The organism is Enterobacter cloacae complex sp. SYL001 (assembly GCF_049237025.1).
Taxonomy (GTDB): domain Bacteria; phylum Pseudomonadota; class Gammaproteobacteria; order Enterobacterales; family Enterobacteriaceae; genus Enterobacter; species Enterobacter intestinihominis.
Genome location: NZ_JBMKJI010000015.1, coordinates 72,135 through 86,472 on the forward strand (window position 1 = coordinate 72,135; position 14,338 = coordinate 86,472).

A 14,338-nucleotide genomic window follows, 5' to 3' on the forward strand; every position below is an offset into this window, starting at 1 on the left:
AAGAGGCGAATAATGCCATTTTTGCCTCCAACAGACCATGAATGTTGCACATTAAAACATAACAGCCCGAAACTTTGGATAAAAAAGTGGTCGAACCGCCAGCGTGCATTTACTTCGCTTGTTTTGCCGCCGCGCGTTTGTGACGAATAATTTCGATCACACCCGGCAGAACGGAAAGCACAATAATCGCTACAATCAGTAACTTAAGGTTTTCCTGAACCACCGGCAGATCGCCAAACAGGTAGCCCGCATAGGTAAACAGCAGTACCCACAGCAGCGCGCCCACCACGTTGTACATGGCAAAATGACGATAGGACATGTGACCCATTCCCGCCACAAACGGTGCAAATGTGCGCACAATAGGCACAAAACGGGCAAGGATAATGGTTTTACCGCCATGGCGCTCATAGAACGCATGGGTCTTATCTAAATAACTGCGGCGGAAAATCTTCGAGTCCGGATTACTGAACAACCGCTCGCCAAACACCCGCCCGATAGTGTAGTTGACCGCATCACCAATAATCGCGGCGATGATCATCAGGACGACCATCAGATGGACATTCAGGTCATTCGTTGGCAGTGCGGATAACGCGCCCGCCACGAACAGCAGTGAATCTCCCGGCAGGAACGGCGTAACCACAAGGCCGGTTTCACAGAACAGAATGAGGAACAGAATGGCGTATACCCAGACGCCGTACTGCGCGACCAGCTCCGCCAGGTGAACATCAATGTGCAGGATGAAATCAATCAGAAAACGTATTACGTCCATATTGTCTAAGCCCTAATTGCGCCTTTGTTTAGTCCGCTAAAAACAGCGGGCCCATTGGCGGTTTTGGCAGGTCGAACCGGTCCGGGTAATCCACCGAAACCAGATACAGACCTTCCGCTTTCGCCGTTGCTGCCGCAAGCGTTCTGTCCTTCGCTGCCAGCAGTTCTGCAATCCAGCTCTCCGGCTGGTGTCCGGCGCCCACTTCCATCAGGCTGCCTACAATATTCCGCACCATATGATGTACAAAGGCATTGGCTTTGATATCCACCACCACATACGCGCCATAACGACTGACGTTAATGTGCATGACGTTACGCCACGGCGTACGGGACTGACACTGCACCGCACGAAACGACGTAAAATCATTCTCTCCAATCAGACACTGCGCCGCACGCTGCATACGTTCTGCATCCAGCGGTTCATAAAAATGCGTCACGCCCTGGCTTAACACCGCCGGGCGCAGGCGCTGGTTGTAGATGACATAACGGTAGCGCCGCGCCGTCGCGCTGAAACGCGCGTGAAAATCATCCGGCACAGCTTTCACCCAACGCACGGCAATGTCACCAGGCAAATTCGCATTTACACCCAGCGTCCAGGCCGCGTCTTTGCGCACGGCGGTGGTGTCAAAATGCACCACCTGCCCCGTGCCGTGAACGCCGGCATCGGTGCGGCCCGCACAGAAGACGCTTATCGGTTCATTCGCCACCTGAGAGAGCGCTTTCTCCAGCTTCTCCTGGACGCTGCGCACCTCATTCTGCCGCTGCCAGCCATAGTATTTACTGCCATCGTATTCAATGCCGAGGGCAATTCTGTGGACCGGCTTTTGTTCCACATCTGACATCAGTACAGATACTCCTGCACCAGTTTTTCCGCGATTTTGACCGCCATCAGCGCGCCGCCAAAACGCACGTTGTCGGCAACGGACCAGAACTGCACCTGCTCAGGCATACCGTAATCGTTACGCACGCAGCCCACAGAGAGATGCGCGCTGCCGGTAGCGTCGCCCACCTGCGTCGGGAATTCACTCTCTTCGGACAGGACAAGGTCCTCTCCGCGGCCAAACGCGTCGCGGGCTTCTTCAGCCGCCAGCGGACGCAGGGCTTCAAACCCGACCATCTGCGCGTGGCCGTAAAAGACCGGAGACTGCACGACGTTCGCGGAGATCATCAGACCGTCATCCTGCAGAATTTTGCGTGCTTCATCGACGATACGACGCTCTTCCCGCACCGAACCTTCACGATCCGGCAGCAGCGGCAGCATGTTGAACGCCAGCTGGCGGCCAAAGAAATCATCTTCGTCGATCGGGATACCGTTCAGCAGCTTCGCGCTCTGCCCTGCCAGTGCGTCTACGGCTTTTTTGCCGTTAGCGGAGGCTGACAGCAGGCTGGTCACGGAAATACGCGACAGGCCACCGTCGTCGATCAGCGGCTTCAGCGCGGTCAGCAGCTGGCTGATGAGGCTGTGCGGTACTGCAATGATATTGCGGTTGCGGTAGTCAGCCAGCACAAACGGGTTGACGTCCGGCACCACCAACGGCACATCCGGCTCCAGGGAGAACAGACCGCTCAGGTCGATCACCAGACAGCCTGAATTGGTCGCTTCTTCAATGTAGGATGCCGTGGCTTCCGCACCTGCGGCAAAAAACGCCAGCTGAGCCTGTGTCCAGTCAAACGCGGCGGCATCCTGCACCATCACGGATTTCCCGCCGAAACGCAGATGTTCTCCTGCGCTGTCGGTACGCGCCAGCGCGTAAATGTCGCCCACCGGGAACTGACGCTCAGCAAGGGTTTCAAGCAGGGCTTCGCCCACGGCGCCAGTGGCACCCAAAATGGCAATGTTCCAGCCTTCAGACATGGTGGTTTACTCCAGAAATAAAAAAGCGTCCCTGCCGGAATATCCGACAGGGAGCATTAAGAAGACATTAACGTGCCGGGTGGTGAACGGCGTTAAATCCCAGCTGATGCAACAGCGCCGCCGCGGGGGCGTCATCGCACATCACATACAGGGAGGACCACTCGCGGCGCTCAAGGTAATTTTTGCGCAGCTTGTCAAACTCACCCGGAATACCCGCCACTTTACGCAGCAGCGCGTCATCGCGGCGCACATCATACACCAAATGCACCAGTCTTTTCAGCGTTGCCTCATCCAGCGGTCCATGAAGGGTAATGCGACCAAATTCCGGGGCGGGCAGCAGCGTATCCAGCGCTACCTGCTGCGGATGGCCGATAAAGGCGCTGTAAGCCTCAAACACCTGGGTTGTGCCACGCGCTTTGCCTTCAAGGGTATAACCCGCGATATGCGCGGTACCCACGTCCACCTTATTCAGCAATGCGACGTTGAGATCCGGCTCTGGCTCCCAGACGTCCAGTACGACGCTAAGATCTTGACCCTCGTCGAGACATGTCAGCAGCGCCGCGTTATCCACCACCGGTCCCCGGCAGGCATTTATCAGAATAGTGCCAGCCTTCAGACGGCGGATCAGCTTTTCGTCGGCCAGGTGCAGAGTCTTGTACGGCCCTTCTTTAAAGAGCGGCGTATGGAAGGTGATGACGTCGCACTCGTCGACCAGCTCATCCAGCGTGCGGAAATCGCCCTCATCGCCGTTATCCTTACGCGGCGGATCGCACAGCAGAGTGCGGATGCCCCAGGCTTCCAGACGCTTTTGCAGACGTCCGCCCACGTTGCCCACACCCACAATCCCGACGGTGCGGTCTTTCAGCGCAAAACCATCGCGCTCGGCCAGCATCAATAGCGAGGAGAATACATATTCCACGACGGCAATGGCGTTACAGCCTGGTGCCGCGGAAAAACCAATCCCCGCCTGCTTAAGCCACTGGTCATCCACATGATCGGTCCCGGCCGTTGCCGTCCCGACAAATTTAACCCCTTTGCCGGTGAGCAGCGCCTCATTTACTTTGGTCACCGAGCGCACCATCAGGGCGTCTGCATCGTCCAGTTCGCTGACCGGAATCGGGCGACCAGGGACAGCCTTAACCTCACCCAGGCGGCTGAACAGCTCACGGGCGTAAGGCATATTTTCATCAACGAGGATTTTCACGTCTGAGTACCTGTTTGAGAGGAAGTAAACCTGCCAAGTGTGCCATAATCTCGCCGCCGGGCATATATCTCCGCCCGGTTACGCAGAGTTTGACTTTAAGGATTTTTGACGATGCAGCCCATTTCAGGTACGCCTCCGCGCCCTCCGGGTGAAGGCCCCGTAACGCCCAACACGCCAGGCGAACAACCGCTCTCCACGCAGCAACGCACCGTACTGGAGCGTCTTATCACGCGTCTTATTGCGTTGACCTCACAGCAAAACGCAGAGGTATGGGCCGGCGTTAAGCACGATTTGGGCGTCAGAAACGATGCGCCGCTACAGTCGCGCCATTTCCCTGCCGCCGAACAAAACCTGAACCAGCGTCTTACCAGCGCACAGCAGCAACATACTACCCGCCAGATTATCTCGCAGCTGACCGAGCTGTTGGGCCAGGGGAATAATCGTCAGGCGGTGAGTGATTTTATCCGTCAGCAATACGGTCATACCGCCCTGAGCCAGCTTTCGCCGGAACAGCTGAAAACCGTGTTGACCCTGCTGCAAAGCAATCAGCTTTCTATCCCGCAGCCGCAACAGCGCCCGTCTACAGAACGGCCATTGCAGCCTGCGGAGCATAATACGCTCAAGCAGATGGTCACTAAGCTGGCTGCCGCCACCGGCGAACCGACAAAGCTTATCTGGCAATCCATGCTGGAACTTTCCGGTGTGAAAGCGGGCGAGATGATCCCGGCAAAACAGTTTACCCATCTGGTCACCTGGCTCCAGGCGCGTCAGACGCTCAGCACCCAGAGCGCTCCGACCCTGCACAGCGTACAGGCGGCACTGAAACAACCGCTGGAACCGCACGAGTTCGATATGATCCGGGATTACGCCCAGCAGAGCTGGCAGGCGACACCGCAAACCGTGCTGACCACCGCGCAGGTACAGGATTTACTGAATCAGATCTTCGTTCGCCGCGCCGAGCGGGAAGGCGGCGTGCCGGAGGTAAGAAACATTCAGCCGATCTACAACCCGCTGTTTGCCCCCGTTGTTGACACGTTCAAGACGCTTTCTGCCCGTCCGGGATTGATGTTTATCGCGTTGCTGATTGCGCTGGCGATTTTCTGGCTGGTTTCTTAAAACTGCCGGGTGGCGGCTACGCCTTACCCGGCCTACGGTTCGCGCGGTTGTAGGCCCGGTAAGCGGAGCGCCACCGGGCAAAAACTACGACCTGCGAAACGCCACCAGCGTCACCACAATCCCCACTACCGCTGACACCGCACCGGCGAGAAATACGGAAGGATAGCCAAACGACGTTGCAAGCAGCCCCGCCAGCGGCCCGGTGATGCCGTAAGAGATATCCTGAAACGCCGCATAGCCGCCCAGCGCCGTGCCGCGCACCTGCGGAGCCACGCGCTTAACCACTTCAACGCCCAGCGCCGGGAAGATCAGTGAGCAGCCGCAGCCGGTTAACGCCGCACCCAGCAGCGCAACGGATGCGGACGGCGCCTGCCAGAGCAGTACCAGACCCACGGTCTCAATGACCAGTGACGCCACCGCCACCTTCACGCCGCCAAAGCGATCCGGCATCCAGCCAAACAGCACGCGCATCAATACAAACGCGCCGCCAAAGGCCGTCAGCGTAAAGCCCGCCATCGCCCAGCCGCGGCTCATGAAATAGAGGGAGACAAAGGTACCAATAACCGCGAAGCCTACCCCCTGAAGCGCCAGCCCAAGCCCCGGTTGCCAGATTTGCCCCACCACGCTCCACAGCGAAGGACGCTCGCCTTTATGGGCGGGCACCTTGCGCACCGAACCGTTAAACGCCCACGCCAGCAGCGGTAATACCATGGTGGTGCCTGCCAACGCCGCAAAACCAAACTGGCTGTGGATCAGCAGCCCCAGTGGTGCGCCTGCCGCCAGCGCGCCGTAAATCGCCATCCCGTTCCAGGACATCACTTTTCCGGAACGCGCAGGTCCCACCAGCCCCATTCCCCAGGTCAGGGTGCCGGTCAGCAGCTGGCTTTCGCCAAAGCCGAGGATCAGGCGCCCCGCCACCAGCAGCGCGAATTTATACGCTGCATCTATCGGCAACAGCGCCGCCAGCAGCCAGGCTCCCCCCGCCAGCCCGCAGGCAAACATGCCCTGCAACGCCGAGCGTTTTGCGCCGTGCTGATCCGCCAGGCGACCGGCGTAGCCCCGGGTTAAAACCGTCGCTAAAAACTGAATGCCCACCGCAATACCGACCATGGTGTTGCCATAGCCCAGCTCCTGGTGAACGAACAAGGGGATCACCGGCAGCGGCAGACCAACGGTCATGTAGGTCAGAAACACCGCAAAGGCGATGCGGAAAAGGGAAAGGTTCCCGGAAGGAGCGCTCTTCTCAGGGGTAACAGCCTTCATGCATAACTCCGTGTTCAGGCATAAAAAAAGGGAGCCGCGTGGCTCCCTTCTACTATATCTTCAAACGCTTACGCTTTCAGCTTACGCATCACCAGCGTGGCGTTGGTGCCGCCGAAACCGAAGCTGTTGGACATAACGGTCGTCAGCTCACGTTCGGTGGTTTCGGTCACGATGTTCAGGCCTGCCGCCTGCTCGTCCATCTCGTCGATGTTGATGCTTGGCGCGATAAAACCGTTTTCCAGCATCAGCAGAGAGTAGATCGCTTCCTGCACACCCGCCGCACCCAGAGAGTGACCGGTCATGGCTTTGGTTGCAGAGATAGCCGGACTGTTGTCGCCGAACACTTCACGGATCGCACCCAGCTCTTTCACGTCGCCTACCGGCGTTGAGGTGCCGTGAGAGTTCAGGTAGTCGATTGGGGTATCAACGCCGTGCATCGCCATCTTCATGCAGCGCACCGCGCCTTCGCCGGATGGAGCAACCATGTCAGCGCCGTCAGACGTTGCGCCGTAGCCCACGATCTCAGCGTAGATGTGCGCGCCACGCGCCAGCGCGTGTTCCAGCTCTTCAACCACAACCATACCGCCGCCGCCAGCGATAACAAAACCGTCGCGGTGTGCATCATAGGTACGGGATGCTTTGTCTGGCGTTTCGTTGTATTTGGTGGACAGTGCGCCCATCGCGTCGAACTCACAGGCCATTTCCCAGCCCAGCTCTTCGCCGCCGCCAGCAAATACGATGTCCTGTTTGCCCAGCTGGATCTGCTCAACCGCATTACCGATACAGTGTGCGGAGGTCGCACATGCGGAGCTGATGGAGTAGTTCACACCGTGGATTTTGAACGGCGTTGCCAGGCACGCAGAAACCGCTGAACCCATGGCTTTGGTCACAACATATGGACCGACCGCTTTCAGGCCGCGCGGGCTGCGCATGGCGTCAGCACCGAACACCTGAGCTTTAGAGGAACCGCCGGAGCCTGCAATCAGGCCCACGCGTGGGTTGTTCTGGTAAGCGTCTTCGCTCAGACCAGAATCCTTGATCGCTTCCTGCATGGAAAGATAGGCGTAGATAGAGGCATCGTTCATGAAACGAACCACTTTACGGTCAATTAAACCGGTGGTATCCAGTTTAACGTTACCCCATACGTGGCTACGCATTCCAGAATCTTTAAACTCTTCAGAGAAAGTGATCCCGGAGCGTCCTTCACGCAGAGATGCCAGGACTTCCTGCTGGTTATTACCGATGCTGGAAACGATGCCCAGGCCAGTAATCACTGCACGTTTCATTCAATACCTCTGTAAGTCGCACTATAAAAAGTTTCGAGTCGCACAATAGCGTACACTTGTACGCCGAACAAGTCCGATCAGCGATTTTCTGTGGAAATTTGCACCGATGGGCTCACATCGCTAAGATCGTGCCACTGCCTGTCGGACGAGTAACTTACGTGAAACAAAACGCCATACAACCTGCCAACCTCGAATTCAACGCTGAGGGTACACCTGTTTCCCGAGATTTTGATGACGTCTACTTTTCTAATGATAACGGACTGGAAGAGACGCGCTATGTCTTCCTCGAAGGAAATCATCTCAGCACCCGCTTCCCTGAGCATCCGCGCAGCCTGTTTGTCGTCGCGGAGAGCGGTTTCGGCACCGGGCTGAATTTTTTGACCCTCTGGCAGGCCTTCGATCAGTTTCGCGCTGCACACCCCGAAGCTACCTTACAAAGATTACATTTCATCAGTTTTGAAAAATTTCCGCTTACCGCGCACGATCTGCGGCTTGCCCATCAGCGCTGGCCGGAGCTTGCCCACTGGGCGGAACAGCTTCAGGCCCAGTGGCCACCGGCTATCGGCGGCTGTCATCGTCTGATTCTGGACGACGGACGCGTCACGCTCGACCTGTGGCTTGGCGACATTAACGACCTGACCGATAAGCTCGATGACTCAATGCATCAGAAAGTGGACGCCTGGTTCCTGGACGGTTTTGCGCCCGCCAAAAACCCTGACATGTGGAGTCCGCACCTGTTCAGCGCAATGGCACGTCTGGCACGCCCGGGCGCGACGCTTGCCACCTTCACCTCGGCGGGCTTTGTCCGCCGTGGGTTGCAGGAGGCGGGGTTTACCATGCGGAAAACCAAAGGCTTTGGCCGCAAACGCGACATGCTGGTGGGGGTGATGGAACAGGATCTGGCGATCCCGGCACAGGCACCCTGGTTTGCTCGCCGCCCCAGTGCGTCGCGTGAGGTCGCCATTGTGGGCGGAGGTATTGCCAGCGCCCTGCTCTCACTGGCGCTGCTGCACCGTGGCTGGCAGGTGACGCTCTACTGCGCTGACGAGGCACCGGCGATGGGTGCATCAGGCAACCGTCAGGGGGCGCTTTATCCCTTATTAAGTTCACACGATCCCGCACTGTTCCAGTTCTTCCCGGCTGCGTTTACGTTTGCTCGTCGCCTTTACGATAGCCTGCCGGTTGCGTTCGACCACGACTGGTGCGGTGTGACGCAGTTGGGCTGGGATGAGAAGAGCCAACAGAAAATCACCCAAATGTTGTCGCTGGGGCTGCCGGAAACCATCGCCCATGCAGTGACGGCTCAGCAGGTTGCTGAGACCGCTGGCGTCGACACCGGCTGCGGCGGAATTCAGTATCCACTCGGCGGCTGGCTGTGTCCGGCTGAACTGACTTCTGCGGCGATAGCCCTCGGGCAGTCGCGTGGGTTGACAGTGCATTATGCCCATAAGGTTCAATCGCTAAGCCGCACTGCGCACTGGGAACTGCGTTTTGCTGACGGCAAAGCGTCGCAGCATGCCAGCGTTGTACTGGCCAACGGACATCACATCACTCAGTTTACCCAGACAGCGTCATTGCCGGTTTATCCAGTCGGCGGCCAGGTGAGCCATATCCCGACCGCGCCCGAACTGAGCAAACTGCGTCAGGTGCTGTGTTACGACGGCTACGCGACGCCACAAAATCCGTCCAACGGCCATCACTGCATCGGTGCCAGCTATCATCGCGGTGAAACAGATATGCAGTACAGCGAAGCGGATCAGCAGCAAAACCGCCAGCGCCTGCTCGACTGTTTCCCGAATGCGTCGTGGGCGAAAGAGGTTGATGTCAGTGAGGGTCAGGCGCGCTGCGGCGTACGCTGCGCGACCCGCGATCACCTGCCGATGGCGGGAAACGTGCCGGACTATGACGCCACGCTTGAAGTCTATCAGGATCTTGCAGACAACAAAGAAACGGCGGTAAGTGCGCCCGTTTATCCGGAACTGTTTATGTTGGGTGGCTTAGGCTCGCGGGGATTATGCTCCGCGCCATTGCTGGCTGAAGTGCTAGCCGCGCAAATGAGCGATGAGCCGGTTCCGCTGGACAGGGTTACGCTCGCGGGGCTTAACCCGAACCGACTGTGGGTGCGGAAATTGCTGAAGGGGAAAAGGGTTAAGTAGGGTGCGGTCTGGTGTCCTCACCCTGGCCCTCTCCCCAAAAGGGAGAGGGAAGAGAAGGCGGCAACTTAGCGTTTAGCCTGCTGGAACAAATTGTTCCACATGCCCAGCACTAAAGACTGGTCGCGTGGAGACAGTTCCCCGGCCAGAATGGCTTTTTCAAGGCTGCGAGTAACTTCCGCGTGAACGGCGTCGGCAGAGTGATCGTCCCCTGCTTCCAGCGCGGCTACCGCCAGCGTCAGGTGACCACGCAGATAACCGCTGGCGAACAGCTCATCATCGCTGGCGTGTTCCACCATGTCATCAATTAACGCCAGAATGCGTGATTCAAATTCTGCGATCATCTTCTTTCCTCTGTTATAAATCTTCCGGCCACGGGAAGCATTCCGCCGTGATCTCCGGCGTATGGTAATAATTTTGTAAAGCCTCGATCAGGCGTGCCGGACGTTCCGGGATGCCTTTCTCAAGATATTCCATCACCTGCGCATGCACGCGGCGCTGGAAGACGATACGGTCTGGCTCGAAGTCGCCTTCAAGGTTGTCACAGCTGACGTTGAACGGGAAACCCGCCGCCACGCAGAACAGCCACTCCAGCGCCTGCGGTTTCACCTCCACATCTTCGAACTGCCCTTGGGTGGCGGCGTCGCGCCCGTCCGGGCAGTACCAGTAACCAAAGTCCACCAGCTCGCGACGCGCATTCCCCGCGATGCACCAGTGCGAAATCTCGTGCAAACCGCTGGCGTAAAAGCCGTGGGCAAAGACGATGCGGTTGTATGAAACCTGGTCATCAGCAGGAAGATAGATCGGTTCGTCGTCGCCTTTAATCAGACGGGTATTAAAATCATCAGCAAAACAGCTGTCGAAGATCTCAATCAGCTGTTCGTATTTATGCGTACTGTTCATTAGTTCATCCCCAACCAGGTGAGGATCTCCTGTCCATGGCTGTCATAAAGAAGTTTGGCGCTCATCACCGCCGAGACGACAACAATCATCGGGCGGATCAGCTTTTGCCCTTTGCTTAATACCAGACGCGAGCCTGCGCGCGCGCCCAAAAACTGCCCCGCCATCATCACAAATCCGGTAGCCCAGATAACCTTGCCGCCAATGATAAACAGCAGCAGACCGCCAACGTTGGAGGTTGCGTTGAGGACTTTGGCGTGGGCGGTGGATTTGGCGAGGTTGAACCCGGCCAGCGTCACGAATGCCAGCGCGTAAAACGAGCCTGCTCCCGGACCAAAGAAGCCGTCGTAAAAACCGACGCAGCCACCGGCAATCAGCGCAAACGGCAGGCCGTGCAGTCGCCGCGCCCGGTCTTCCTCGCCGAGCTTTGGCATCAGTAAGAAATAGAGGCCAATACAGATAACCAGAATCGGCAGGATCTGGCGCAGAATGTCGGACTGTACGTGCTGGACCAGCAGCGCGCCCGCCGTCGAGCCAATAAACGTCATCAGGATATTGAGCTTCTGATCGGCGAGATTCACCACTTTGCGCCGAACAAAGTAGAGTGATGAGGAGAGCGAACCGCCGCATGCCTGGAGTTTGTTGGTGGCAAGCGCCTGGGCAGGGCTCATGCCTGCCGCCAGCAGCGCCGGAACGGTGAGCAACCCGCCACCGCCCGCCAGGGCATCGATAAATCCGGCTAACATCGCAACAAAAAAGAGCACCGCCAGCAGCAGCGGTGACACCATAAACAGATCGACGAAATTATCCATTAAAGTACATGCTCATCCAGTAGCGCCTGGCAGGAAGGCGGCAACGGAGGCGGTGTCTTCTTCTCAGGCTTAGAGGTTCCAGGCTTGGCCGGTTCAAACCAGCTTTGCAGTTCGTAACCACAACCATCGCCAGGCGGTGGCAGCGGCTGATCTTCACATTCCAGGCTGTTCGCCGGACAGCGCAGGCGAACATGCATATGCGCCCGGTGCTGGAACCACGGGCGCACTTTACGCAGCCAGTCGCGATCCGTTCCCGCATCCAGGCAAAGCTGCTGCTTGATGGCCGGGTTAACAAAGATCCGTGTGACGTCGTTATCCTCTGCCGCCAGCTTAATCATGCTGGAAATTTCCGGCGACCAGCGCGAGGCGACGACCCGTTTACCGTCGGCCGAGACCAGATCCAGCGCCTGCGGTTTCAGCAGCTGCGCTGAGCTCCAGCGCGTTTTCGGCAGTTGCAGGAAGATGTCCACATCCAGTCCGGTCTGGTGGCTGGCGTGACCGCCGTTGAAGCGACCACCTGCAGGCATCCCCATATCGCCAATCAGCATCGTCCCCAGCCCCAGGTTATGCACCTGGTTGCCAAGACGCTGAATAAACAGCACCAGGTCAGGATGGCCGAAGTAACGGCGCTGGTCGGTGCGCATCACCTGATAGGTGTCCGACTGCAGCGGAAGTTCCTGCGCGCCGACGATACACCCGTTGGAGAAAGCGCCAATGGACTGCGCGCTTCCCGCTACCGGGTGGGTGATTTTCTGCCACGGCGTGGCGGCCAGGCTTGCTCCACTGGCCAGCAGCGCCAGCAGAGCGATTGCGGTTTTTTTCATAGTTACCAGCGTGGAATGGTGGTCGTCACATCCGCATTCTGCGCGCGCTGGCGCAGGAAGTGATCCATCAGCACGATCGCCAGCATCGCTTCTGCGATCGGTACCGCGCGGATCCCCACGCATGGATCGTGCCGTCCTTTGGTGATCATCTCTACTTCATCGCCTGAGCGGTTAATCGTGTGGCCCGGCACGGTAATGCTGGACGTTGGCTTCAGCGCGATATTGGCAATAATTTGCTGCCCGCTGCTGATGCCGCCCAGAATGCCGCCCGCATGGTTGCTCTGGAAACCCGCCTTCGTGATTTCGTCGCGGTTTTGGCTGCCGCGAAGCTTAACCACGTCAAAACCGTCGCCGATTTCAACGCCTTTCACCGCGTTGATGCTCATCAGCGCGTGGGCGATGTCAGCGTCGAGGCGGTCAAATACCGGCTCGCCCCAGCCAGCCGGCACACCGTCGGCCACCACGGTGACTTTCGCACCAATGGAGTCGCCCTCTTTTTTCAGGCCACGCATCAGCTCGTCCAGCGCGTCCAGCTTGTCGGCATCGGCGCAGAAGAACGGGTTAAGTTCTACCTGATCCCAGTCTTTGATTGCCAGCGGAATGTCGCCCATCTGGGTCAGACAGCCCCGGATAACGATGCCGAATTTCTGCTGGAGATATTTTTTGGCAATCGCACCTGCCGCCACGCGCATCGCGGTTTCACGCGCGGAAGAACGTCCGCCGCCGCGATAGTCGCGAAAGCCATATTTTTGTTCGTAGGTATAGTCGGCGTGGCCCGGACGGAAGACGTCTTTAATCGCGCCGTAGTCCTGGGAGCGCTGATCGGTGTTTTCAATCAGCAGACCAATGCTGGTCCCGGTGGTACGGCCTTCAAAAACGCCGGAGAGAATTTTGACCTGGTCCGGCTCGCGACGCTGCGTGGTGTAGCGAGAGGTACCCGGACGACGACGGTCAAGGTCATGCTGTAAATCGGCTTCGGTCAGTTCGATGCCTGGCGGGACGCCATCAACGATACAACCCAGTGCCAGACCGTGCGACTCGCCAAAGGTGGTCACACGGAATACCTGTCCAATACTGTTTCCTGCCATCACGGCTCCGATGTTGTTGTTTGTGTTTGAGCGTTGTGAAACGGGCCGAAGCCCGCTGGATTAATCTTTGTAAATGCTGAAGTATTCGCGTGCATCAAGCAGTTGCGTTTTGGTCAGCATAAAGACGCCGTCACCGCCGTTGTCGAACTCAAGCCAGGTGAACGGCACATCCGGGTACTGCTCTATCAGATGTACCATGCTGTTACCCACTTCACAAATCAGAACGCCATCGTCGGTCAGATAATCCGGCGCGCAGGCCAGGATGCGGCGGGTCAGCTTCAGCCCGTCAGAGCCTGACGCCAGGCCCAGCTCCGGCTCGTGACGGTACTCGTTCGGCAGATCGGACATGTCTTCGGCATCCACGTACGGTGGATTGGTGACGATCAGGTCGTATTGCAGCGTCGGCAGGTCGCGGAACAGGTCAGAGCGGATAGGCGTGACGTGATGGATCAAGCCGTGCTCTTCAATGTTGTGTTCGGTGACGGCCAGCGCGTCGGTGGAGATATCGACGGCGTCTACTTCCGCTTCCGGGAAGGCGTACGCGCAGGCAATCGCGATGCAGCCGCTGCCGGTGCACATATCAAGTATGTGCTGCGGCTGATGGTTAATCAGGCCGTCAAAGTGGTTGTTGATCAGCTCGCCAATCGGCGAACGTGGCACCAGCACACGCTCATCAACATAGAACTCATGGCCGCAGAACCAGGCTTTGTTGGTCAGGTAAGCCACCGGAATACGCTCGTTCACGCGACGGATCACGCGCTCAACGATGCGGTGTTTTTCACTGGAGGTCAGGCGCGCGGTGCGCATGTCTTCCGGAATATCCAGCGGCAGGTAGAGTGACGGCAGCACCAGCTGGACGGCCTCATCCCACGGGTTATCGGTGCCGTGTCCGTACCAGATATTGGCGGCGCTGAAGCGGCTAACCGACCAGCGCAACATGTCCTGTATGGTATGCAGCTCGTTTACTGCTTCATCGACAAAAATTTTATCCACTCTTTCCTCCAGGGCATGCTCGCATAATTTTCGGCGGCTAGTTTGCCATGAAGACGGCGATAAATCAGCAATGACG

At 57.9% G+C, this 14,338-nt stretch carries 14 protein-coding genes; 2 read left to right on the forward strand and 12 right to left on the reverse strand.

What is annotated here, in order from left to right; all coding sequences use genetic code 11:
- Positions 1–109 precede the first annotated feature (109 nt).
- The 4 genes from ACOTZP_RS14690 to pdxB all read right to left on the reverse strand — a co-directional run bounded on the left by ACOTZP_RS14690 (position 110) and on the right by pdxB (position 3,827).
- A complete protein-coding gene (locus tag ACOTZP_RS14690; protein WP_006811410.1) occupies positions 110–769 on the reverse strand; it encodes a DedA family protein in 660 nt (219 codons plus the stop codon).
- Positions 770–797: 28 nt separating this feature from the next.
- On the reverse strand, positions 798–1,610 hold the full coding sequence (truA, locus tag ACOTZP_RS14695; protein ID WP_001286071.1) for a tRNA pseudouridine(38-40) synthase TruA: 813 nt from the start codon (positions 1,608–1,610) through the stop codon (positions 798–800).
- Positions 1,610–2,623 carry an aspartate-semialdehyde dehydrogenase gene (locus ACOTZP_RS14700; RefSeq protein ID WP_271074634.1) on the reverse strand — a complete coding sequence of 338 codons (1,014 nt, stop codon included), beginning with the start codon at positions 2,621–2,623 and terminating at the stop codon, positions 1,610–1,612. The genes truA and ACOTZP_RS14700 overlap by 1 nt, the downstream gene beginning before the upstream one ends.
- A 67-nt stretch (positions 2,624–2,690) precedes the next feature.
- The gene (gene pdxB / locus ACOTZP_RS14705; RefSeq protein WP_023306650.1) at positions 2,691–3,827 is read right to left on the reverse strand and encodes a 4-phosphoerythronate dehydrogenase PdxB; all 1,137 of its coding nucleotides are present in this window, start codon (positions 3,825–3,827) and stop codon (positions 2,691–2,693) included.
- Positions 3,828–3,938: 111 nt separating this feature from the next.
- On the opposite strand from pdxB, the gene flk reads away from it, so the two are divergent.
- Entirely contained in the window at positions 3,939–4,943 is a 1,005-nt protein-coding gene (gene flk, locus ACOTZP_RS14710) for a flagella biosynthesis regulator Flk (protein ID WP_023306651.1), read from the forward strand.
- 84 nt (positions 4,944–5,027) lie between these two features.
- Here the strand turns inward: flk and ACOTZP_RS14715 are convergent, their stop codons facing one another.
- A complete protein-coding gene (locus ACOTZP_RS14715) occupies positions 5,028–6,206 on the reverse strand; it encodes an MFS transporter (protein WP_047729280.1) in 1,179 nt (392 codons plus the stop codon).
- Positions 6,207–6,274: 68 nt separating this feature from the next.
- Positions 6,275–7,492 (reverse strand): beta-ketoacyl-ACP synthase I, encoded by a 1,218-nt coding sequence (gene fabB, locus ACOTZP_RS14720; protein ID WP_022648859.1) that lies wholly within the window; start codon positions 7,490–7,492, stop codon positions 6,275–6,277.
- 158 nt (positions 7,493–7,650) lie between these two features.
- Between fabB and mnmC the strand changes: the two genes are divergently transcribed.
- Positions 7,651–9,648: a bifunctional tRNA (5-methylaminomethyl-2-thiouridine)(34)-methyltransferase MnmD/FAD-dependent 5-carboxymethylaminomethyl-2-thiouridine(34) oxidoreductase MnmC gene (gene mnmC / locus ACOTZP_RS14725; RefSeq protein WP_023300645.1), complete on the forward strand. Its 1,998-nt coding sequence runs from the start codon at positions 7,651–7,653 to the stop codon at positions 9,646–9,648.
- A 65-nt stretch (positions 9,649–9,713) separates the two neighbouring features.
- Here mnmC and ACOTZP_RS14730 read toward each other — a convergent pair whose 3' ends face one another.
- Genes ACOTZP_RS14730 through prmB form a run of 6 tightly spaced genes read right to left on the reverse strand, consistent with a single transcriptional unit; the run spans position 9,714 to position 14,262 of the window.
- The gene (locus tag ACOTZP_RS14730; protein ID WP_271074633.1) at positions 9,714–9,989 is read right to left on the reverse strand and encodes a YfcL family protein; all 276 of its coding nucleotides are present in this window, start codon (positions 9,987–9,989) and stop codon (positions 9,714–9,716) included.
- A gap of 13 nt (positions 9,990–10,002) precedes the next feature.
- On the reverse strand, positions 10,003–10,548 hold the full coding sequence (locus ACOTZP_RS14735) for an elongation factor P hydroxylase (protein WP_271074632.1): 546 nt from the start codon (positions 10,546–10,548) through the stop codon (positions 10,003–10,005).
- Positions 10,548–11,357, reverse strand: coding sequence for a sulfite exporter TauE/SafE family protein (locus ACOTZP_RS14740; protein ID WP_022648863.1), 810 nt, complete (start codon positions 11,355–11,357; stop codon positions 10,548–10,550). The genes ACOTZP_RS14735 and ACOTZP_RS14740 overlap by 1 nt, the downstream gene beginning before the upstream one ends.
- On the reverse strand, positions 11,357–12,181 hold the full coding sequence (gene mepA, locus ACOTZP_RS14745; protein ID WP_003861385.1) for a penicillin-insensitive murein endopeptidase: 825 nt from the start codon (positions 12,179–12,181) through the stop codon (positions 11,357–11,359). The genes ACOTZP_RS14740 and mepA overlap by 1 nt, the downstream gene beginning before the upstream one ends.
- Before the next feature lie 2 nt (positions 12,182–12,183).
- Positions 12,184–13,269, reverse strand: a complete 1,086-nt coding sequence (gene aroC, locus ACOTZP_RS14750; RefSeq protein ID WP_023306656.1) for a chorismate synthase — start codon at positions 13,267–13,269, stop codon at positions 12,184–12,186.
- 60 nt (positions 13,270–13,329) lie between these two features.
- Positions 13,330–14,262 carry a 50S ribosomal protein L3 N(5)-glutamine methyltransferase gene (gene prmB, locus ACOTZP_RS14755; protein ID WP_022648865.1) on the reverse strand — a complete coding sequence of 311 codons (933 nt, stop codon included), beginning with the start codon at positions 14,260–14,262 and terminating at the stop codon, positions 13,330–13,332.
- Between the last annotated feature and the right edge of the window lie 76 nt (positions 14,263–14,338).

Bases quoted from the DNA above. Each gene is read 5' to 3' on its own strand.
- ACOTZP_RS14740 (WP_022648863.1), bottom strand. From the start codon at position 11,357: ATGGATAATTTCGTCGATCTGTTTATGGTGTCACCGCTGCTGCTGGCG.
- ACOTZP_RS14715 (WP_047729280.1), bottom strand. From the start codon at position 6,206: ATGAAGGCTGTTACCCCTGAGAAGAGCGCTCCTTCCGGGAACCTTTCC.
- ACOTZP_RS14690 (WP_006811410.1), bottom strand. From the start codon at position 769: ATGGACGTAATACGTTTTCTGATTGATTTCATCCTGCACATTGATGTT.
- fabB (WP_022648859.1), bottom strand. From the start codon at position 7,492: ATGAAACGTGCAGTGATTACTGGCCTGGGCATCGTTTCCAGCATCGGT.
- ACOTZP_RS14700 (WP_271074634.1), bottom strand. From the start codon at position 2,623: ATGTCTGAAGGCTGGAACATTGCCATTTTGGGTGCCACTGGCGCCGTG.
- truA (WP_001286071.1), bottom strand. From the start codon at position 1,610: ATGTCAGATGTGGAACAAAAGCCGGTCCACAGAATTGCCCTCGGCATT.
- aroC (WP_023306656.1), bottom strand. From the start codon at position 13,269: ATGGCAGGAAACAGTATTGGACAGGTATTCCGTGTGACCACCTTTGGC.
- ACOTZP_RS14735 (WP_271074632.1), bottom strand. From the start codon at position 10,548: ATGAACAGTACGCATAAATACGAACAGCTGATTGAGATCTTCGACAGC.
- mepA (WP_003861385.1), bottom strand. From the start codon at position 12,181: ATGAAAAAAACCGCAATCGCTCTGCTGGCGCTGCTGGCCAGTGGAGCA.
- ACOTZP_RS14730 (WP_271074633.1), bottom strand. From the start codon at position 9,989: ATGATCGCAGAATTTGAATCACGCATTCTGGCGTTAATTGATGACATG.
- flk (WP_023306651.1), top strand. From the start codon at position 3,939: ATGCAGCCCATTTCAGGTACGCCTCCGCGCCCTCCGGGTGAAGGCCCC.